At 42.5% G+C, this 21,636-nt stretch carries 18 protein-coding genes; 3 read left to right on the top strand and 15 right to left on the bottom strand.

What is annotated here, in order from left to right:
• Positions 1–8 precede the first annotated feature (8 nt).
• Positions 9–1,382 carry a phosphomethylpyrimidine synthase gene (thiC, locus tag V7K35_RS24820; protein ID WP_335082561.1) on the top strand — a complete coding sequence of 458 codons (1,374 nt, stop codon included), beginning with the start codon at positions 9–11 and terminating at the stop codon, positions 1,380–1,382.
• Positions 1,383–1,644: 262 nt separating this feature from the next.
• Here thiC and V7K35_RS24815 read toward each other — a convergent pair whose 3' ends face one another.
• Positions 1,645–3,633: a S8 family serine peptidase gene (locus tag V7K35_RS24815; RefSeq protein ID WP_335082559.1), complete on the bottom strand. Its 1,989-nt coding sequence runs from the start codon at positions 3,631–3,633 to the stop codon at positions 1,645–1,647.
• Between the two features lie 737 nt (positions 3,634–4,370).
• Between V7K35_RS24815 and V7K35_RS24810 the strand changes: the two genes are divergently transcribed.
• Positions 4,371–4,976 (top strand): hypothetical protein, encoded by a 606-nt coding sequence (locus V7K35_RS24810; RefSeq protein ID WP_335082557.1) that lies wholly within the window; start codon positions 4,371–4,373, stop codon positions 4,974–4,976.
• Positions 4,977–5,417: 441 nt separating this feature from the next.
• Here V7K35_RS24810 and V7K35_RS24805 read toward each other — a convergent pair whose 3' ends face one another.
• The 5 genes from V7K35_RS24805 to V7K35_RS24785 all read right to left on the bottom strand — a co-directional run bounded on the left by V7K35_RS24805 (position 5,418) and on the right by V7K35_RS24785 (position 11,715).
• Positions 5,418–6,725, bottom strand: a complete 1,308-nt coding sequence (locus V7K35_RS24805; protein ID WP_335082555.1) for a CO2 hydration protein — start codon at positions 6,723–6,725, stop codon at positions 5,418–5,420.
• A 102-nt stretch (positions 6,726–6,827) separates the two neighbouring features.
• Positions 6,828–8,324, bottom strand: coding sequence for an NADH-quinone oxidoreductase subunit M (locus V7K35_RS24800; RefSeq protein WP_335082553.1), 1,497 nt, complete (start codon positions 8,322–8,324; stop codon positions 6,828–6,830).
• A gap of 219 nt (positions 8,325–8,543) precedes the next feature.
• A complete protein-coding gene (locus V7K35_RS24795; RefSeq protein WP_335082551.1) occupies positions 8,544–9,254 on the bottom strand; it encodes a carbonic anhydrase in 711 nt (236 codons plus the stop codon).
• Between the two features lie 51 nt (positions 9,255–9,305).
• On the bottom strand, positions 9,306–11,183 hold the full coding sequence (locus tag V7K35_RS24790; RefSeq protein WP_335082549.1) for an NAD(P)H-quinone oxidoreductase subunit F: 1,878 nt from the start codon (positions 11,181–11,183) through the stop codon (positions 9,306–9,308).
• A gap of 346 nt (positions 11,184–11,529) precedes the next feature.
• Positions 11,530–11,715, bottom strand: coding sequence for a hypothetical protein (locus V7K35_RS24785; RefSeq protein WP_335082547.1), 186 nt, complete (start codon positions 11,713–11,715; stop codon positions 11,530–11,532).
• 663 nt (positions 11,716–12,378) lie between these two features.
• On the opposite strand from V7K35_RS24785, the gene V7K35_RS24780 reads away from it, so the two are divergent.
• Entirely contained in the window at positions 12,379–12,639 is a 261-nt protein-coding gene (locus V7K35_RS24780) for a MoaD/ThiS family protein (protein WP_335082545.1), read from the top strand.
• A gap of 82 nt (positions 12,640–12,721) precedes the next feature.
• On the opposite strand, the gene V7K35_RS24775 is transcribed toward V7K35_RS24780, so the two are convergent.
• The 9 genes from V7K35_RS24775 to V7K35_RS24735 form a co-directional block, all read right to left on the bottom strand.
• Complete coding sequence (locus V7K35_RS24775) at positions 12,722–14,152, bottom strand: hypothetical protein (RefSeq protein WP_335082543.1); 1,431 nt, start codon at positions 14,150–14,152, stop codon at positions 12,722–12,724.
• Positions 14,153–14,742: 590 nt separating this feature from the next.
• Positions 14,743–15,594: a lysophospholipid acyltransferase family protein gene (locus tag V7K35_RS24770; RefSeq protein WP_335082541.1), complete on the bottom strand. Its 852-nt coding sequence runs from the start codon at positions 15,592–15,594 to the stop codon at positions 14,743–14,745.
• 47 nt (positions 15,595–15,641) lie between these two features.
• Entirely contained in the window at positions 15,642–16,838 is a 1,197-nt protein-coding gene (locus V7K35_RS24765) for an MFS transporter (RefSeq protein ID WP_335082539.1), read from the bottom strand.
• A 163-nt stretch (positions 16,839–17,001) separates the two neighbouring features.
• The gene (locus V7K35_RS24760; protein WP_335082537.1) at positions 17,002–17,172 is read right to left on the bottom strand and encodes a hypothetical protein; all 171 of its coding nucleotides are present in this window, start codon (positions 17,170–17,172) and stop codon (positions 17,002–17,004) included.
• Between the two features lie 142 nt (positions 17,173–17,314).
• Positions 17,315–18,013, bottom strand: a complete 699-nt coding sequence (locus tag V7K35_RS24755; protein ID WP_335082535.1) for a glutathione binding-like protein — start codon at positions 18,011–18,013, stop codon at positions 17,315–17,317.
• 66 nt (positions 18,014–18,079) lie between these two features.
• Positions 18,080–18,862, bottom strand: coding sequence for a class I SAM-dependent methyltransferase (locus V7K35_RS24750; protein ID WP_335082533.1), 783 nt, complete (start codon positions 18,860–18,862; stop codon positions 18,080–18,082).
• A gap of 34 nt (positions 18,863–18,896) precedes the next feature.
• Positions 18,897–19,586, bottom strand: coding sequence for an SDR family NAD(P)-dependent oxidoreductase (locus tag V7K35_RS24745; protein ID WP_335082531.1), 690 nt, complete (start codon positions 19,584–19,586; stop codon positions 18,897–18,899).
• Between the two features lie 17 nt (positions 19,587–19,603).
• Positions 19,604–20,899: an MFS transporter gene (locus tag V7K35_RS24740; RefSeq protein WP_335082529.1), complete on the bottom strand. Its 1,296-nt coding sequence runs from the start codon at positions 20,897–20,899 to the stop codon at positions 19,604–19,606.
• A 276-nt stretch (positions 20,900–21,175) separates the two neighbouring features.
• Positions 21,176–21,565, bottom strand: coding sequence for a hypothetical protein (locus V7K35_RS24735; protein WP_335082527.1), 390 nt, complete (start codon positions 21,563–21,565; stop codon positions 21,176–21,178).
• Positions 21,566–21,636: the final 71 nt, after the last annotated feature.

Raw genomic sequence — 21,636 nt, 5'->3', positions numbered from 1 at the left:
TTAACAATATGCGGACAGAATGGGTTGCTAAACGACGTGGGCAAAGTAATGTATCTCAAATGCACTACGCCCGCCAAGGTGTTATCACCGAAGAAATGCACTACGTCGCCCAACGGGAAAATCTCCCTGCTGATCTCATTCGTGAGGAAGTGGCGCGAGGGCGAATGATTATCCCGGCTAATATTAATCACACTAACTTAGAGCCGATGGCTATTGGCATCGCCTCTAGATGTAAGGTAAATGCTAATATCGGCGCTTCTCCCAACTCTTCTAATCTTCAGGAAGAAGTTGATAAGCTGAATCTGTCCGTGAAGTACGGTGCTGATACCGTGATGGATTTATCCACAGGCGGCGGTAATTTAGATGAAATTCGTACCGTCATCATCAAGGCTTCGCCTGTTCCCATTGGTACGGTACCGGTTTACCAAGCTTTAGAAAGTGTCCACGGTACAATCGAAAACCTGACTGCTGATGATTTTCTCCATATCATCGAAAAGCACGCCCAGCAAGGAGTAGACTATCAAACTATCCACGCTGGGATTTTGATTGAGCATTTGCCTTTGGTGAGAAACCGCATCACTGGTATTGTCTCTCGCGGCGGTGGGATTCTGGCGCGGTGGATGCTACATCACCACAAACAAAACCCGCTTTATACCCACTTCCAAGATATTATTGAGATTTTCAAAAAGTATGATGTCTCCTTCAGTTTAGGAGATTCCCTGCGTCCTGGCTGCACCCATGATGCCTCTGATGAAGCACAATTAGCTGAATTGAAAACTCTGGGACAGCTAACTCGCAAAGCCTGGGAAGATGATGTCCAGGTGATGGTGGAAGGCCCTGGACACGTGCCAATGGATCAAATTGAGTTCAACGTCCGTAAACAGATGGAAGAGTGTTCTGAAGCACCTTTCTATGTGTTGGGGCCATTGGTGACAGACATTGCTCCCGGTTATGACCATATCACTTCAGCCATTGGAGCAGCGATGGCTGGATGGTACGGTACTGCAATGCTGTGTTATGTAACACCGAAAGAACATTTGGGTTTACCAAATGCCGAAGATGTTAGGAATGGGTTGATTGCCTATAAAATAGCAGCTCATGCGGCTGATATTGCTAGACATCGGACTGGTGCAAGGGATAGAGACGATGAACTTTCCAAGGCGCGTTACAACTTCGATTGGAACCGTCAGTTTGAATTATCACTCGATCCAGAAAGAGCTAAGGAATATCACGATGAAACTCTGCCAGCAGATATCTATAAAACTGCTGAGTTTTGTTCGATGTGTGGGCCTAAGTTCTGTCCAATGCAAACTAAGGTTGATGCTGATGCGCTGACAGAATTAGAGAAGTTCTTGGCAAAACAGCCTGTGACTCAAAGCTAACATCTTGTCATATCGAGTCCGGTTGAATACTTATAGCAGTTTTCAGATGGATGAGATATGGGATAGAACACGCAGTAGGGGCGCATAGATGTCCGCCCCTAATGAAGATTATGGTTGACAGCAGTTTTCATGTATTACCTCGTTCCCAGTCAGAGACTGGGAATGCCTATTTTGAGGCTCCGCCTTCCTTACTCGCGGCAGAGCCGCAATGATCAGCATTTCCAGCCAGAGGCTGAAAACGAGATTTTAAAAGGGTATTGGCTTAAAATCCAATTTCAATGGTCAAACTCCGAATCTTTCCTGTATCTGCGTCAGCTTTATCTGCAACTTGAAGAGTCCAGGTTCCTTGGGGACTTTTACCTTTGAAGGCAGCAAGTTTCAGGGTGTTTACCTCGTCATAGGTTGTTTTAATATTATCTGTAGCTCCGCCCTCGCGATCGTGCAGAATGATGGGAAGTATGCCTATTTGGACTGGGGGAAGGAGAGTAACTACAAGATCACCAATATAAGTATGCTCGATGTCTACATTAACTTTGATGGATTTTATCAGGCTGGTATTAGCGATCGCCAATGACAATGTTGATGTTTGTAAGTCGTTAATTGGGACATCTTGCACTGCCTTGAATATGCTAATAGGCGATGTTTGAGCCGGCTTGGCCAATTCTACAGCTTTGAGAGCATTGATTCGACCGTAACCGTAGAAGGGGCTGCGACCATTAGCATCATATTTACCTTTGGATGGATCAATGCGATCGCTGGAGCGTTTAATAATATCTCGCACTTCGTCCCAGCGCAGATTTGGATTTCTGGCAATAATCAAGGCTACTACACCAGCTGCACCTGGACAAGAACTAGAAGTACCGCCGAATTCGTTCGTGTAGTTGCCTCCAGCGTCACCCAGATTGCGATTAACTGAATTATAGCCAACGACACCAGAGCGATCGGTTGTCCAAATGCCAGGGGTTTGAGAACTGTCACCATTGTTGCTGGGGAAGCTACACCAGACTGCTTGACCAAAGTCGCTGTAAGCGCTTCTTGTGCCAAAGTCGTTACAAGCTGCCACAGCAATCACCTTTTGGTAGCTGGCGTAGCCGTCATTATCCACGCTTTCGTTACCATTGCCAGCCGCAAATAAAATTACACATCCCTTGCCGTTGCGTCCTTTATTGATTGCAAAATCCATAGCAAGTCGTGTGGAGTCAGGTAGAGGTACTTTTTGATTGTGTACAGGATCGTTTGGCTCAAACCAAGTCCCATCTGCTGGCCCCCAGCTACAAGAAATGACATCAGCACCATTTTGAGCCGCCCAAATAAAAGCATCTGCTTCATCTTGTGACCCTAGCGCCGAAGCTAAACGAATCGGCATCAGCTTTGCACCTGGTGCCACACCAGATGCACCAAAGTTACCGTTTGCACAAGCTACGCCTGCACACGCTGTCCCGTGGTTATTGTCGTTTCCCGGTCTGGGATTGTTAGTTTTACGTGTGACATCACGCGGGGCAACAATCTTTCCAGAGGAACGGAACTCTTCATGATCGAGATCCACACCGTCGTCGATAATTGCAATTATCGTCCCTGTGCCATCGCTTAACTTCCAAGCTGCCTCAACGTTGGCATGGGCGTTAATTATTTTACCATTAATTGTTATTTGCTTTAAGTGCCACTGCTGCGGGAAAACCTGACGTTGGCGTGATTCACGTGCTAGTTCAGGATGGCACAGTTCTACTGATTCCTCATTCAGAAGTCTCTCGGCGATGTCAAAGATGGCTATACCAGTATTTGCAGGAGCGCTGACAAAGTAAGCATTTCGTGCATATTCAAGTTGGCGTTTAATTGTTAAATTGTAACGTCCTAATATTTCTTGGCAAACCCTTGACTCTTCTTCGTTATCGAATTTAACGAAGAGGTTTTCGGTGTAGACTACAGGTTGTTTGGATACTGGATCGAGAAGGACACGTCCGGCAAATTGGACTTGAGACTCTTTGTTGAGAATTTCACGGGCGTGATCGCGCAAACCGACACCCTGAGTCGGAACTTTTGATCGCAGAATTTCTACACCCGCTTGCCGAAACCGCGTTACTAACTCGAATTGATTGAGGATATTGCGAGCTGTGGGTGATACAGGTGCTACTTCAAATGGTCTTGCACCAACAAGAGTAGTGCGGCTTTCGGTACGCACTACAACGTGTTCGTTACTGATAGCAAGTTCATACTGTTGTCCATTCTGTCCACCATAGCGAACCTGAACCATAGTTTAATCTCCTGGGATATTGAATGTCTATTGGGCATTGGCAAACCTTATTATGCCCAACTTTTAAAGCTTGTTACACGCAGTGTCGGCGGGTAGCGTTTTTAATGCAAGCCGATTCATTGGCATTGTAAGCTGACGCATTGGCATTGTAAGCTGACGCATTGGCATTGTAAGCTAACGCATTGGCATTGTAAGCCGACGCATTGGCATTGTAAGCTGATGCATTGGCATTGTAAGCTGACGCATTGGCATTGTAAGCCGACGCATTGGCATTGTAAGCCGATGCATTGGCATTGTAGGGTTATTACCAAATTAAATTTGCTACGAATTAATGAAATGCTGTACTAAGTTCATCCAAGCTTTCAATTTTTCTTTCCAGACAAGAGGGATTAAAAGTCAGGTTGTTTTAAAAATCTTTACTATCAATAGGGGCGTATAGCTTGCATCCCGATGAAAGATTTGTATTCCATAAATTAGATGCATTTAAATCAATATAAGATAGTTCGTCATCGCGTTAGCACAGCCTTCCCGTAGGGTACGAAGTGTTCGCGGTAGCGTCGTTTAAGAGTTGCAATCTTAGTCTTTACGATTACAACTCTTAGAGAAGCTACTCGAACACTCGACTGCGTTACGTAGCCTACAGTCAGACTTACGCCAACGTAATGACATTTTATATTTAATTTCGCCCAACTACTTATCCCTGAAAAACGTTATAACATCATTAGAACTTGAGAAAGATGTTTTACTTTCCGGCTGAGTATTTTCTACAGGTGTACTCTTTACCCTTGATTGCTGAAGTGAAATTTCAAAAAGACTACTTTTCTGAGTATCCTGAACAAATTCGCGTTGGCAGCGATGTCTACGACGGGCTACGCCTACGCACTGCTGTATCATACACTCGTAAGCCTGGGTACTATGCAATACATTACAATCAACCCAACACCGTGACATCAGGAGCAGTTTTACAACTTAACGATGGTGCGATGTCTACGACGGGCTACGCCTACGCAGTTTTTTCAGGCGAACCCAATCAATCTGAACAGGGGACACTAAGCCCAATTTACACATTACAACCCAATGGTTCTTTGGCAGTACCAACTGGCCTGGTTTTCATCCGCTTTGCTGAAGGCGTTGATGTGGAGTCCCAGCGCGAAGTAATTAATCGAGTGGGTTACGAAATAGCGCAAAGTCTTGACTATGCACCTCATGCCGCTTGGTTGCGTGCCCAATCAGGTAATATTGCTGATGCGATCGCCGGGATTCCTCAATTAGAAGCGATACCTAAAGTTGAGAATATCGAACCTCAGATGCTTATGGAAAAAGGTTTGAGACTAGGGCATTGATTTTGTCGCAAATGAGCATGATATTTTTCATTACAGCTATTTTCAGGTAAATAGACGACGCTCTACGGGCACAGCAATGCTCATTAGTGTCAACTTAAGGTGAAACCCTTGTCAAGACGTGATGTTCAGTTCTCTGGCTTGCCATTACGATCCGCGTCACCCCACCCTAACCCTCCCCTTGTCAAGGGGAGGGAACTAAATTTCCTGTTTCCCCCCTTAGAAAGGGGGGATTAAGGGGAGTAAAACGCCTGTGAGACATGCATTTGAGCTTAAGTTGATACCAATGAACATTGCTGTGCCCCTACGACAGATGTGGTTCAAATACTTGAATTCTGCTGTAACCTATGAAAAAGATGTTTAACCTTTATCTTTTCCCACTCCTCAGCATTGAAAGGCGATCGCACTCAGCATCAAATCAGTTCCGATTACCCAGACTTGATATTATCTATAATCTTGCTTTTGAATACTTCCCAAACGAGCAGCATCACGAATATTGTAGTCGGATCGAGTAAAGCGATTTAGCTGCATCTCAAAAAAATCTCGATTGGCTTGCAAATGCTTGGGATCTGGGTCATCTAAAGGATATAAAAGTGCAGTTCGCAAAGCTTGAATTACCGCAGAAGTAACACAGTACATTGACCGTTGAAAACTAACTCCCAACTGAATCAACATATCTTCTTCACCCCGGCAATGTTGGCTGTAATAATCAACAAGATAAGGTGGCAAAAAATGCAGCATATCTTGCATTAACAATGTCGGGGGAATGCCAGCAGTACCTACTGGAAATACATCAGCGTAAAGAATACCATAGTGAAAATCTTTTTGGTCTTCCGGTACTTGACGCGCTTGAGCATTGTAAGATTTTGTGCCTCGAAAGGGTGCGGTGCGGTAGAAAACTGCTTCTACATAAGGTAATGCGGCTTCATATAGCCACATGAAACCCTTGGATTTGGGGACAATTTCGTAGCATTCGCCACGAATATAAACGTGATGGTAAATGGGACGACCTGCGATCGCAAATATACCATTAACTAAGAAACTCATCGCTTCTGGGACGCTGCTAATGGTACCTTCATCATAGCGATCGGACATTTCAAAGAATACCGGGGCCATAACTTCCCAGAATAAGCCCAGATTAGCGTAGTATGACATCTGGCGGCATTGTTCCAAAAACATATCGGGAAACAGCTTGTACATTCCCAGCATTACGGGGTTGCCTTGGAAGTAAGCTTTAATTGCCCTGCCAGCGTTGGCTTCGTATTCTTCAGAATCTAGGTAAGGATCAAATTGTCCACCCATCCCTCTATGCCACAACATCGCCCGCATACAAGCTTCAGCAAATTCCATGTTAATGCGATCGTGAAACAAGTGGTGCAGCAACTTTGGCATTTTGAAAGTTTCACCTTTCTCAATAAATGCCAAAAGTTCTGGATGTGCAGTAGCTTCACCGCGCCAAATTCGCAAATCGGCATCATCGCCAGCGTAATGATTATGCAGTTCTAAATACTCTTTGGGTAAGAAGTATTTAAACAAGGGCAACGGATTTAAAAATTCGCGTTCAGCAATATAAAGTAGGTCACGCCAGTAAAAATCCATTGGTACAGCATAAGCTTTGTACAAACCGATGATTTGCATCAAATTTTCTTGGGTATCGGGTAACATTGCACCGCCTGCTTCTAGACGATGAATTACGTCAGCAAATTCGTGCTTGGAAGGAGGTAATTTAATTGCTGTTTTAATTGCAGTCATGGTAATGATATTTACTCAATTGCGTAAACTTCTAGCGAATCGAATTCAAAAACTCTGCGCTACTTTGCGTTAAACTTTGCGTTCCTCTGCGTTTAAAAACTCTTAATTATTTACCACTTCAGAGATAACAGTTTTTTCCAAGGAGGGAATTGCAGCCACCATTGTTGTAGTTGTGGATTCACTCCAACGTACTAACCAAGTAGGTTGTACTCCCAAAAAGATGATGAAAGCTGCCAAAATTAAAGCTGGGATTTTCTCAGACCAAAGAACTTTGGGATAGTAGGCGAAGTTATCGAGTCTGCCAAAACAAGTGCGGTTGAGGAGGATAACAAAATAAACTGCGGTTAATCCACTAGCGACTACACACAAAATCGTCGGGAGGGGAAAGACAGAAAAGCTGCCTTGAAAAACGATAAATTCGGCGATGAATCCAGTTAAACCGGGAATACCTGCGCTAGCCATTCCACTTAAAACTAGTAAGGCGCTAATTAGAGGTAAACCGCGTATGGGACTCATTAAACCATTGAGTTTATCTAACTCACGTGTACCGACTTTGGCTTCCACGATTCCTACCAAATGGAAGAGAATAGCCAAAATAATGCCGTGGCTAAACATTTGGGCGACTGCACCCACGAGTGCTAAGGGAGTACTGGCGGCGCCAGCCAGCAAGATATAGCCCATGTGGCCAACGGAACTGTATGCTACCATGCGCTTGATATCTTTTTGAGCGATCGCAATTACTGCCCCATAGATAGCGCTGAGTGCTCCCCAAATTGCCAAAGTTGGTGCAATAATGCTCCAAGCATGGGGAAACATACCCAACCCAAATCGTAGCAATCCATAAGTTCCTAGCTTTGCCAACACCCCACCGAGAAGAATAGCAATTGGTGCTGAAGCCTCAACGTAAGCATCAGGTAGCCAAGTATGGAAGGGAACTAAGGGAATTTTAATCCCAAAACCTAAGACTATTCCTGCTAGTAAAAGGATTTGCTTTGTTGTTGACAGGTTTTCTGTAGAGACTGCATCAAAAGCAAAATTGGTAGAACCACTCAGCCACACCATACCCAAGAATGTCGCTAGAATTAATGCTCCCGAAACCGCAGTATAAATCAGGAATTTAATCCCAGCATAACCCCGTTTTGCTCCTCCCCAAATGGAAATTAGTAAGTAGAAGGGGATTAATTCTAGTTCGTAGAATAGGAAAAATAGTAGCAGATTCTCCGCTAGAAAAGCACCTGCGACTCCTCCACTCACTAATAAAATCATTGAGTAAAACAGCCGGGGGCGTTCAGTTTCTTGACTACTGCTGTAAATAGCAATCCAGGTGAGCAGGCTATTTAACACCAACATCAAGATAGAAAGCCCGTCAACACCTAATTGATAGCTTAAACCAAGGGTTTCATTCCAGGGTAAATACTCTTGAAATTGCATTCCAGGATTGCTGATATCAAATTTTAACAGGATAAATAGGTTCCAGAAAAAAACTATCCCTGAAAAAATTAATGCTATTAAACGAATGCGATGTTTAGGGATACTTACAGGTAAGACTGCTATGAAAATAGCAACGAAAATTGGAAGCCAAATCAAAACACTTAACATTATATTTGTCCTTTGTCCTTTGTCCTTTATGACTCAATACGCTTGGATTAAGAAAATAGTAGGTTGGGTTTAGCGATAGCCTAACCCAACAAAGTCTCGATAATATTGGGTTTGGTTCCTCAACCAAACTTACGTCTTCGCGCTTTGTCTTTTGTCCTTTATGACTTAACTCTTAGCCAATGACTAATGACTAATGACTAATGACAAAGGACAAAAAAGCTAACTTACCATACTAATTTCTCCAGTATCTAAATCGTAATAACCACCGACTATTTTCAGCTTTTCTGCTTTAATTAACTCTGATAAAACTGACGATGATTGCAATCTTTTAATTTGCGCCAAAATATTTGCTTTACAAACATTTTCTACCATATCTCCTGATTTACCTTTTGAACTTTCTACACTTGGTTTAATTGCTTCAAGCAAACTTCCAATATTTCCAGGTACTGGAGCACCTTTAATCGCCGCTTGTACTGCACCACATCTTTCATGCCCTACTACCATGATGACTTTGGTGCCTAATACTAAACTGCCAAATTCTAAGCTACCAATTTGCTGTGTTGTGGCAATATTACCAGCTATTCGGCAAACAAATAAATCTCCAAGTCCTTGGTCAAAAACAATCTCTGAAGGTACTCGTGAATCTGCACAACCGAGAATAGAAGCGAAAGGCTTTTGACCTTTAGCAACTTCGACTAAACGTGAATAGCTTTGGTCAGGATTACGACGTTTTCTTTTGGCAAATCTTTCATTGCCATCTAATAACTCTTGCAGTGCTTTATCAGGCGTAATATCTTCTACTGGTTTTTTTTCGGCTGCAAGTAAGTTTGAACTAAGTCCAGCTGTCAATACACCTGTACCGATCGCACCTGCACCAAACCTGAATAAACTTCTTCTAGAAAGATTTATCTGCGGATGTTGTCTGCTCATGTAATTATCCTCACAATATTAAACTGTTAACTTTTTCTCGGATAGTTACTGCTACCTAAGTGTCGAGATTTGAAAAACAAAATTTAAAAACTGTACTCCCCAAAATGGCCAAGTTACCCACATTCCTAATAGACTTACTCCTAGAAGAACAGTGAATGCATAAGACTGGGTTTGTCCAGAGGTGCTGTATTTAAGACCTTCGCCACCTAATAGGGAAAATAAACCAACGAAATTAACAATACCATCGACTACAAAGCGGTCAATCATATCGGCAAGTTGGGAAATTTTAGCAACTCCAAAAATTATCGTAATTCGATAGAGTTTGGGGGTGTAAAAATCGTATGCTATTAAGTCTTGCAAACCTTTCCAAGGCAAACGAATCGGTTTTGGAATATTGCTCAAATAAATCACACCTGTGATGATGCAACCAAAAATACTCGACCACATTAAAAGTAGTGCAACATCTTTATTGAGGTTTGTCCAATCTGGTAAAAGTGATAAGCTTTGCAACACTAAAGAAAGATGTAGACTGACACCAAGTAAAATCATTGTTGGCAGAATCATAGGCCAGTGGGCTTCAGGCGATCGCTGACTCATTTGTGTCGGTTTACCACCAAAAATTAAAGCGAATTCTCTCGTTAAACTGACGGCTGTCAAAGCATTTACCGCTATCAATACTCCCACTAACCAAGGTTGGGTTTTTTGTAACGCATCTGCTAATTCCAGCATCGCCGAAAAGCTACCCAGGGGTGGAAAACCAATTAACCCCAAACTTCCAACGATAAAGGCGATTCCGGAAATTGGGCGGCGTTTCCACAGTCCACCAAGTTGGGTTACGTCTTGGGTGATGCTATTCCAGATAATTCCGCCGGTACTCATTACCAATAGTGCTGCGGATATGGCATGGGTAAGGACTAATAATAGTGCTGCTTCGTCTTGTTGGACTCCCACAGCGATGAATACTAAGCCCATGTATGCGCTGACAGAATAAGATTGGCAGCGTTTAAGATCGATTTGAGCGATCGCTATTAAAGAAGCACCCACGGCTGTCACCGTACCAATCGCAACCATCGCTGAGGAAGCTATGGGCGAGATGGTTAACACAGGTTGCAATTTAATCAGCACCCATGCACCACTAGCTACTACTACCGAGTTCCGCAAAATCGTACTGGGAACAGGGCCTTCCATCGCTTCATCCAACCAGAGATGCAAGGGAAATTGGGCACATTTACCCATCGGCCCAGCAATTAAAGCTAAACTTACCAGTGCCATAATTGTCGGGTTGACGTTAGCAGTAGCCGCCCATTCAGCTAATTCTGTATAATTCCAAGTTCCAGCTAAAGGCCATAATGCCAACACGCCCATCAGCAAGAATAAGTCTCCCACCCGCTTGGTTAAGAAAGCATCTCTTGCACCCGAAACTACCAACGGCTGACTAAACCATAAGCCAACTAGTAGGTAGGTTCCCAGCGTCAGGACTTCCAAAATTACATAGCTGAAGAACAAGTTATTACACAAAGCAAGGGCACACAATCCCGCTTCAAATAATCCCAACAAAGAATAGAAGCGTCCCCAACCCCAATCCATTTCCATGTAGCCGATGGCATAAATTTGCGCCAGCAAATTCAAGCCAGTAATCACAACTAAAGCGCCGACACTCACCGAGGATATTTCCAAAGCAATTGTCAAATCTAAACCAGCCGTAGATAACCAAGGAATAAACACTTCTTGGGCTGGCTGATTCCAAGTTGCTTGTAAGGCGATCGCACTATGTACAAATGCCAAAAATGTCATCACCAAGTTTACATAACCCGCCGGTCTTGGCCCTGTTTTCCGAATGATCCCTGGCGACCAAGGCACGGCTAACAAGCCACCGATTAAGGCATAGCACGGAACTAGCCAGACAGTCTCAAGTAGAAACTGAGCCATCAACTTACCTCTAGATTTTCATTAAAGATTTCGGGTTCTGAATCAACTCGCGTTGATCCCTGTAAACCCAGCGATTGCAGATAAGAGAAATTTATCTTTGCTTAATTTTGTTAAAAACAGCTTACCTTTATATCAAGCAAAAATAAATTATTTTACTAAATAAATTTAATATGAGTACTTTAATTATTTCTTATACAATGAACTATTCAAGGAACAAATAATAGCTATTAATTTTTATCTATGCATTGAATGAGGGATGAATCAATAGTGATCATTAGTTTTATCAATTGATATAAATGACGAGAGACGCAATTGATTGCGTCTCTACAAATTGACTAAATGTGATCTATATTTGTGTAATTTTGTCAACCTGCCAGTGAGAGATAGCGATCGCAGGCGTTGAGTCAACTTGACTAATGGGGGCGGGTTTCATGTCCCGGTAGTCCAGCAGTTGGACTAATATCAGGTAGGCGATCGCTAAAGTGATCGAAATCACACCTGTAATAATGGCAACTAATTTTGAACGATCCATCAGTATTTCCTAAAATGCAAGTTATTGTGCAGTGTCTATATCCACATTAATATTTGAGACACACACCACATACTTACCAATATACTCGCGGTTGATCAAAGCAACGGTTTAGACGTTCCGTTAGTGATGCATCTACTTGCTGATAAAATTTATATATGCTAATTAATACTAGTACTTGCGTTTAGCCTGATTATTGCTGCTTGGTCTTTAACTTCCGGTGTCTGCTGTTTTAAAGTAAAACACAAAGTTCGGTCTTGCTCACAAGTTAGGAATATACCTAAATGAGCGGTTGTATTTAAGTCATCTCGGTAAATGCATTGGACTTATTTATATTTACATAGTTTAGTTTTTTCGTGCCTACCTACTTATTGAAGCAATATATGAATATGGAGTTTTGCTTACACTGAAAACATTTGCAAACACTAAAAGGTGTGACAGAACATTAGGACTTACGCAAAAATTGCCAAAAAGCTTAATTTATCGAACCGCCTTTCCTTCGGAACGCTATGCGAACGCGCAGCGTCTCGTTAGAGAAGAACGCATATCCACATTTTTCGCTATGAACTTGTAAAATCATCTACTTAGTAATGTATAATAAAGCTCAATAGTTCAGGGTGCTTGTCAAGTATTAAACTACTTGCTGGTACTGCCAAAGCATATTGTATGTCTAAATCTGCAATCACCGTTACCGTCAAATTGTTTGCTGCTTATCAAGAAGCCTTTAGGGTTTCGGAACTTATACTAGAATTTCCCAATAGTATGCCAGTCAAAGCAGTATGCGATCGCCTCATAGCTGAACATCCCGAACTCTCCCAATGGCGTGACATCACCCGCTTTGGGATTAATTTAATATTTGTCGAACCAGATACCTTACTACTAGATGGGGATGAAGTTGTGCTGATTCCACCAGTAAGCGGTGGCTAGCAAAATAGTGATGAGTTAGAGATTCAAAACTTATAACTGATCACTCATAACTCCTCACTTGCTTAGGACTTAATTTTTTGATTCAGTTTGCCACCATTCTTTTTTGAGCTTGGATATCACGCCTAAACCAAAATAGAATTAATGCTAAAGTTGGGATAACCGTTACAACATTGAAAGGTGGAAAACCTTGTATTAGATAGTAAGCAACAGTACTTGTAGTACTAAATACTATACTAGTAATCACAAATCTTTTTGAATGTATGTTTAAAGCTACGACTGCCAGCAACACAGAAGAATACCAAGAACAATACCAAGGAGCAGCAAACAGAAATAATATTAAGGTAATCCATCCAATATTTATACTAAGATTAGTTTCGGAATAATTTTTTTTAAAATATGGTTTTAGCAGAACAACCAAATAACAAACTAGAAATGGAAATAATATTATAGGTTTAAATATCGAGAATATAGTCTGTTGAAAACTTGGAGAAAAGTTTAGAATTTTAAAATGTAGTACTTGTGTAAGCAAAGCATATAAGGAACCATTTACTTTGTTTCCAACCCCAGGATTTAAAAGACTTTCCCAAGCCTCAACTGTAGGTAAAGCTATAATATAAACTGCAAAAATTATAACTACAGAGATACAAATAGCACTGAATAAGCTTTTCCACCGTTGTTGCTTAATCAAATAAACAAAAATTAGAGGCAACCAAATAATTGGTAATGTTTTAATTAAAAAACCAATCCAAACTGTAACAGTCGCAGCTATATAATTATGGTTTTTTAGGCAGATTATTAAAGTAATTAAAATTGTAGAAATTAAGACATCAATATGTGCATTTGTAACCTGCTCAAACAGCAAAATTGGGCTAACTAAATATGCAATTGTTACATTGTTTTTCTGAGGATAGTTTTTTAATTGCCGCCAAATTAAGTAAGTATTTAATATATGGAATAAAAGACATATTAATTTAAATACATAAATTCCCAAACTAGGAGCAATTGCAACGAAAGCAGCGGAAACAATAAAAAATATTTGAGATATAGGCCCATAAGTTGAAGTCTGTTTCCAGACAAGAAATGAAGACATCTTTGAGGTAAATGTGCTTGCAGGATTAATAAAAGGGTTAATTCCATTTAAGTCCATCAAACCATAATGCACATATAAATTAATATCAGTAGTTATTGGATAACTTATGAAGGCAATTAATAAAAAGAATGAACTATTTCTTAGTATTTTTATAAAAGTTATATCTCTTTTTTTGTTTTTATTTATGATTAACCAAACAATATATATAATATTTAAACCAAGGTATTCTATACCTGTTCTTACTTTATCAAAACGGCTAGAAAAATCAGATAAATATTTACCTGTGTGATTAGTTAAAGCTTCAACATCAAAAGAATAAGCTCTAATTGCTAATTCTCCACATAATATTAACGACAAAATTATGGCAAATACTAACAATATTTGGTTTTTTTGCGTGGAATTATAATTATTTACTTTTAGCATAATTATATAGAAATTAAATTAATCAATAAACCTTTCACTTAGATTATAGCAATCCAAATTGAATCGTGAGAAAATACGGAGATGAAAATTACGCATTTATAGACTTTTCAGTCTTTTACTTTCTCATAAATGATTTAGGATTACTATATCAAGAATGAACGTTTATTTTTTATTGGATTTTATACAATTAAATACGTTCAAGTCAATAGTACTATAAGAGGATGTTTGAAAAGTGTACGAAAGGTATAATTTTTAACTCTGAGCGTAACGAAGTGGAGCAATTTCCCGTGAGTTTATGAGATGCAACACTTGGCTATCGTTTCATTCAGGATGATATTTTTAACTTTTCAGACATCCTCTAAAGTTACATGGTAAAACTGAGCATTTTCAATGACTTCAGCCTCTATCTTTGGCAAAGGTATTGTTTATGGATCACTTTTAGGATGGGGAGTGGTGTAGTTCAATTAATTGAAAAACGCAGTAAATAATTTTTGCGCTGGTCACCATTGGCAGGATAATTCTCATGCTGTCCTTACTCATCTGAAATCAAGTTAGTTAAAAGTTGTCCGTGCCAATTCTACTTAATACCTTTAGGACTTAACAGTTGACTTCACTAAATTATCTAACTCTTGCTGCATCTGACTAACAACTAATTCATAACATTCATTGACATAGTGGCGATCGCTGGCTGCTTTAGAGCCGTAGCGTTCAAATACAATTGGCGGACAAACCCGCGTGTACATGGGCACAGGTAATGGAATGTTGGGCAACGGGCCAATTGCTAATCCCCAAGGCAGTCCGAGATAGATCGGAAAAACTTCCGGATCAATCCCAAACAGCCAAGGCATCCCCCATTCGTGGAGTTGCTGCACAATTTTGTACCAGTCAGTCAGTATAATCAGCGTATCGTGAGCACCCCAGGAAATCACAGGCACAATTGGCACATTTTCCCGCAACGCTAACTTGATAAATCCTTGCCGCCCCGCAAAGCAGATTTTGTTACGTAAATAATGCGGTCGGAAGATATCTTGCGCTCCACCAGGATAAACTAAAACACTAGCTCCAGAGTGCAAGGCAGCGTAAGCCATTTTCGGATGAGCAATGATTGCTCCAGCCTTGGCAACTAGTTGCGCTAGTGGCGGGCTAACCTGCCAAGCGTTGGGATGCATCAAACCATAAACGGGTTGTTCCACACCAAATCGTCTAAACCAGTCGTACATCATCATTGTCATATCGGGGGCTGCGAGTCCCCCATTATGCGAACCGACAAATAGGACTTTTTCTTGGGGTGCAATATTATCCCAGCCACTAGTTTGAACTCGGAAATAGTAGTGATATAAAAAGCCCAACAGAGGCATCAGAAATTCTATGAACTTTGGATCTCGCTCATCCAAAGACCAACCGGGTTTTTTGTTCAAGAGATGTTGCTTTTTTGATGACATCGATACATTCTAATCCCTTGCTCTCCTCTAGAGGCTGTGTGTATACCTTAGTTTTCATCGCTGTTTTGCTTCTGCTTGACTAGCCAGACAGAGAGGAGAGCGATCACAACCCCAGACACAAGAAAACAATAAATATAGCCGAAGTTATCCACAATTCTACCAAATACCGCTGCACCGATTCCCTGCCCGACAAACAGGTTGAAGGCGAACAGCGAAACAGCAGTACCTCGTGCTTCCGGGGAAAGCTCAGTGGCTTGGGTCTGGAGGGTGTTGTGCATCATATAAAAGCCCAATCCCATTAAAATACTCAAAGGGATAAAAAGCATCCAGTTCTGGAACAATGCGATCGCTAAGAAGCTGATACACATCAAGCCTCCTCCCATCCCCATTAAACCAATTTCACCCAGTCGCCTGACTAACCATTTAACTGAGCGACTGTAAATCAGTCCACCCAATCCAAAACCACTGAGCATAAACCCGATCACTACATAACTTAGACTATAGCGATCGCGCAGAAATGCGCCGACATAAGCAAATGCCCCAAACAGGCAAAAGCCTTCTACAAACACTCCTATAATTACAGTCCGAGCGATCGGTTGGGTCAATAGTTGGTAATAAGGTCGAAATGTGATGCCACTTACGCCACTTTCGGAACGATGACCATCGCTAAGATGGCGCGTTCCCCGCCATAAAAGTCCAGCAATCGCAAGGGAGACGATGCCAAATAAGAGAAAGATATCACGCCAGCTGATATATTCTCCAAAGATACCGCCCAAACTACCACCGAGAATTTGACCTAACACTAGCGCACTTAAATATTTGCCGATCGCAGCTTGGCGTTCTTCATAAGGGAAGTTGTCACCAATATAAGCTAGGGTAACGGGGATGACCCCAGCAGCAGCCATCCCTGTGAGAACCCGCAGTAAGGTAAGTAAGACAATATTTGACACAAAGGCACAAACAGCAGTACCCGCAGCAAATGCTACCAGCGCTACTGTAATTACCTTAAGTTTGCCGATGCGATCGCCGAGCGGCCCATAGACTAACTGAAATAGTCCGTAGGGAATGGTGTATGCCGAGATAATCACCGCAGCACTGCCAACGCCGACTTTGAACTCGTCAGCAATGATGTGCAGCAGGGGGTCAATCACCCGTGCATCAGCAACCACCATGAAGGCAGCAGCGCCCAACAATCCTAATGAGACAGGTGTTTTGCCTGCTGTCTCTGTTGCTAACCTGCCCACTGCTATGTTCTCCTGTAGTTTGAGTTTTCGCACTTCTAGAATAGACTTTTTGCAGAAGGGCAAGGGCTGAGGAAGTAAGAGCGACTTCAGCAGAGTGTTCTTGTGGGTTTACGTGGAACCCACAAGAACCAATCAAAACGTTATCTTGCTTATGAGCAATTCCTCAGCGAATTCCATCTCCTCGCTCAAACCGCTTGGCTCTATGTTCAATGACTATGTAGGCGTAGCCCGTCGTAGACATCGCTTCTTTAATAGAAGTGAAGGTATCAAGATCATGAAACTGAGTCACGCCTGGATCACAGAAGACAGCAAAGATGGCCTCAGCATCCTGCAACGTAGTCTCACGCAGAAAGAGCCTTTCTGTTTCTAATTCAGGAAAGGAAGATAGTGAGAAATCTTTGCTTATAGTTGCGACAGATGATCTGGGGTTAGAGATGACCTAGCGATCGCCACACTCACAAGATAATTCAAAAGGCTCAAGGCTGAATAGTCTTCGCCGACTGGTTAAATAACATATCTCGTGACTTATCTGGATCAAGCGCTTCAGTTTTCAATGCTTCTGCTTTCTCATAGGCGCGAATTGTTGCTGGACGGGCTTTAATTGTCTCAAACCACCGCTTGAGATGAGGAAAATCCTCTAGGTTTTGACTTTGGCGCTCATGGGGCACAATCCAGGGATAGGCAGCAATATCAGCGATAGAATAATCGCCAGCCACAAATTCTTTATCTGCTAGTTGCTTATTCAGCACTGCATATAAGCGTCCCGTCTCATTCACGTAGCGGTTAATGGCATATTCAATCTTTTCGGGAGCATAAGCGCTAAAGTGATGATTTTGTCCCGCCATTGGCCCCAACCCTGCCATTTGCCAGAACAACCATTCTAAAACTTGAGTGCGTTGGCGTAAATCTTGGGGGATTAATTTCCCGGTTTTTTCTGCCAAATATAGCAAGATTGCACCAGACTCAAATACCGAAATTGGCGCACTTCCATCGGCTGGTTCGTGGTCAATGATCGCAGGCATCCGATTGTTAGGAGAAATCTTCAGAAATTCCGGCTTAAATTGCTCCCCAGCCCCAATATTCACCGGATTTATGGTATATGTTAAGCCGACTTCTTCCAAGAGAATTGTGATTTTATGACCGTTTGGAGTTGGCCAATAATAAAGATCAATCATGGTTAGTTTTCCTTATATTGAGGGTTGAAATTTAAACGCGAAAGGGGGCAGAGAATTCGCTACGAATTAATGAAATGTTGTATATTGCGGTGATTTTGCGATCGCTGCCCAAACTCTGTGGTGAACCTGAAGAATTGGTGTAGGATATTTTGCTTCAAGTAATGTTGCCAATTCTTGGTCAAATATCTCTACCAATTCTTGTGTCAAGCTAGCTCCCACACCAGCACTAGCCCGAATTCGCCCCCGCCAATCTTCGTGTGTATAAGGTACAAATACATCGTAAGAAAATGTGCGGATTTCTCGGAATCCTCCTTCGCCAATGTCTTGTAACCACAGGGGATACAATCCATTACCGCCGTCTAGATTCCACGCGGGATTATGAGCCTTAATTAGTTGTTCTGTTGCTTCAACTACATTACCTTTTAAGGGTATCCAATCAAAATGAGCGATCGCAATCGAGCCATTTCTTCTCAATATGCGAATAATTTCCTGGACAGCCCGCAAACGATCAAACCAATGCCAACACTGTCCAGCTGTTACCACATCCGCACTTGAGTCTGGTAACTCGGTATTCTCGGCAGTTGCGATTCGATAATCTACTTTGATTTGGGTTGATTCGCTTAACTGTCTCGCTTGTTCTAAAAGTGATGCTGATGGATCTATGCCAATTACATAAGCACCTCTATCTGCAAAGCCCCGCGCTAGTGTTCCTGTTCCTGTGCCAAGGTCAACAATATTTTGCCCTGGTAAACCTATACCATATTCAGACAGTTTGTTAAATAATGAACTGGGAAAGCCAGCGCGGTGTTTTGCATAATCAGTAGCAGTTGCACCAAAATCAATTCTCATACCTGCAAAACTATTTTTGTAACAATTGTCTAGGCTAGAAGTTCTCTACCCAGGGACGTAGTTCTATTTCCCATGTCCAAGCACTGCGGGGTTGGCGAAGAATACTGAGATAAGTTTGAGCGATCGCATCCGGGTCAAGGGTACTATCAGGATTATCTGCTGGATCTTGGCGGGCTGTTGAGCGGATTCCACCATCAATCACGAAATGTGCCACATGGATATTTTTCGGTGCTAATTCTCTAGCAATACTCTGAGCCAAACCGCGCAGTGCAAATTTACCCATTGCAAAGGGAGCAGACAAAGGATAACCTTTGACACTCGCTGAGGCTCCAGTAAAAAATATAGCACCGCCACCAAGCTGCAAAAACCTTTTGGTAGCAGCTTGGGCCACCAGAAAGCCACCATAGGCAGTTACATCTAAGGTTTTTGCCACTTCACCAGGGTCTAAATCAACAAGAGGCCCTACCACCCGAAAACTGGGATTATAAACGACAATATTCGGGGAACCGACTTTATTATCAACATCAATAAATAACTGTTCTACTTCATCTGGCTTTGAGACATCAGCAGCGAAACTAACTGCGCCAATTTCACTGCTCAATTGAGTGAGTTTTTCAATTTGACGAGCCGCTAAAGCAACGGTGAATCCTTCTTTGGCAAATAGGCGAGCTAAAGAAGCGCTCAGTCCACTACCTGCACCGACAATTAAAGCTGTTGTTGCCATAAATTTAATTCTCCTTGTTAGGATAAACGATTAAGAGAGAGATGTGAATTGCCTTTATTAGGACTTTGACCAATTTGCAGTACACAAACTGCGGCAATCAAACAGAGAACACCTGATAAAATAAACGCTTGTAAATAACTACCCGTCCAGGTTCTCAATACCCCGGCTCCGAATGCTGCTGTGGCTGCACCGAGCTGATGTCCTGCGACAATCCAACCGAACATGACGCCGACATTTTCTTTACCGAAGACATTGGCAACAAGACGGACTGTAGGTGGTACAGTGGCAATCCAATCAAGTCCATAGAAGACAGCGAAAATGGAAAGTCCATAGAAGGAAAAGTCGAAACTGAAGGGTAAGAAAATCAAAGACAAACCCCGCAGTCCGTAGTACCAGCACAATAAGTAGCGATTGTTCCAACGGTCAGATAGCCAACCTGACATAGTAGTTCCGAAAAAATCAAATAGTCCCATGATTGCTAAAAGACCCGCAGCCTTGACTTCAGGGATACCGTGGTCAATACAAGCGGGAATTAGATGAGTGCCAATCAGCCCATTTGTGCTAGCGCCGCAGATAAAAAAGCTACCAAATAACAGCCAGAAGTCTCGATTACGCATTCCCAGCCACAGGGCATTGAGGGTGGAGGTGATGGAATTCACTCTCGGCTGTGAGACTTCCACCGTTTCGCTGTTGTCGCCAAAGGGTCGCAAACCGACATCCGCCGGACGATCGCGCATAAAGACTGCGATCGCTGGAATAATTAGAAGTGCTGCACCAGTCAAACCTAGAGCGGCAATTCGCCACCCAAAGCGATCGGTTACTGAGGCCAGCATGGGCAGAAACACCAGTTGCCCGGTAGCTGTACTGGCAGTTAGGATGCCAAGAACCAGACCCCGCTTTTCAAAAAACCAGCGATTGACAACAATAGCACCCAAAACTAAGGCGATAACTCCGCTACCACAACCGACAACTACACCCCACAGCAAGACTAGCTGCCAAGACGCTGACATCAAAGTGGTTAAACCGACACCGAGAGCAATGATAGCAAGTGAAAACACCATCATCCGGCGAATGCCGATCCGCTCCATGACTGTCGCAGCAAAAGGCCCAATTAGTCCGTAGAGTACTAAGTTAATGGAGATTGCCAAAGATATAGTAGCTCTACTCCAGCCGAACTCCTGTTCAAGAGGCACTATAAAGACTCCCGGAGCAGAGCGAATTCCGGCTGCCACCAACAAGGCTAGGAATGTTAAACCCGCGACGAGCCAGCCATAGTGAAAGGAACGACGCGCTAGGAAGGAGGCTAAGGACATAGTAGAGGGTGGGTAGATGCGGGAGTGGAGGCAATACGTTTCGGTTAGTGATATGTTGTCCAGAAGATCCCCCCAACTCCCCTTTTTAAAGCTACGGTGTACAGACAAGTCTGAAATAGCTGATTAGACCAAGGTTTTACCCCACCCTAACCCTCCCCTTATAAAGGGGAGGGAACTGGATTTTCTTGTTTCCCCCCAATATATCGGCGGGATTAAGGGGGGTAATTCGACTTGTGTGTACACCGTAGGCTTTTTAAGAGGGACTAAGGGGGATCATTAAGTACTGTGTACCTTAATCGAACCGTATTGGGAGTGGGGGGAGCAGTTCTTGAGCAGGGGAAGCAGGGGAGTGGAGTTCAAAGACTCATTCACGAGTATAAAAGACTCGTCAGCGAGTATAAAAGACTCGTCAGCGAGTATAAAAGACTCATTAACGGAGTTCAAAGACTCATTCACGAGTATCAAAGACTCGTCAGCGAGTATAAAAGACTCGTTCACGAGTATCAAAGACTCGTCAGCGAGTATAAAAGACTCGTTCACGAGTATCAAAGACTCGTCAACGAGTATCAAAGACTCGTCAGCGAGTATCAAAGACTCGTCAGCGAGTATCAAAGACTCGTCAGCGAGTATCAAAGACTCGTCAGCGAGTATAAAAGACTCATTCACGAGTATAAAAAACTCGTCGGCGAGTATAAAAGACTCATTTCCTATTCCCTATTCCCCATTTCCAAATTAGA

The organism is Nostoc sp., assembly GCF_036917275.1.
Classification (GTDB): domain Bacteria; phylum Cyanobacteriota; class Cyanobacteriia; order Cyanobacteriales; family Nostocaceae; genus Nostoc.
Note: the sequence above shows the minus strand (reverse complement) of the source record. Positions and strands in the feature narration are given on the sequence as shown.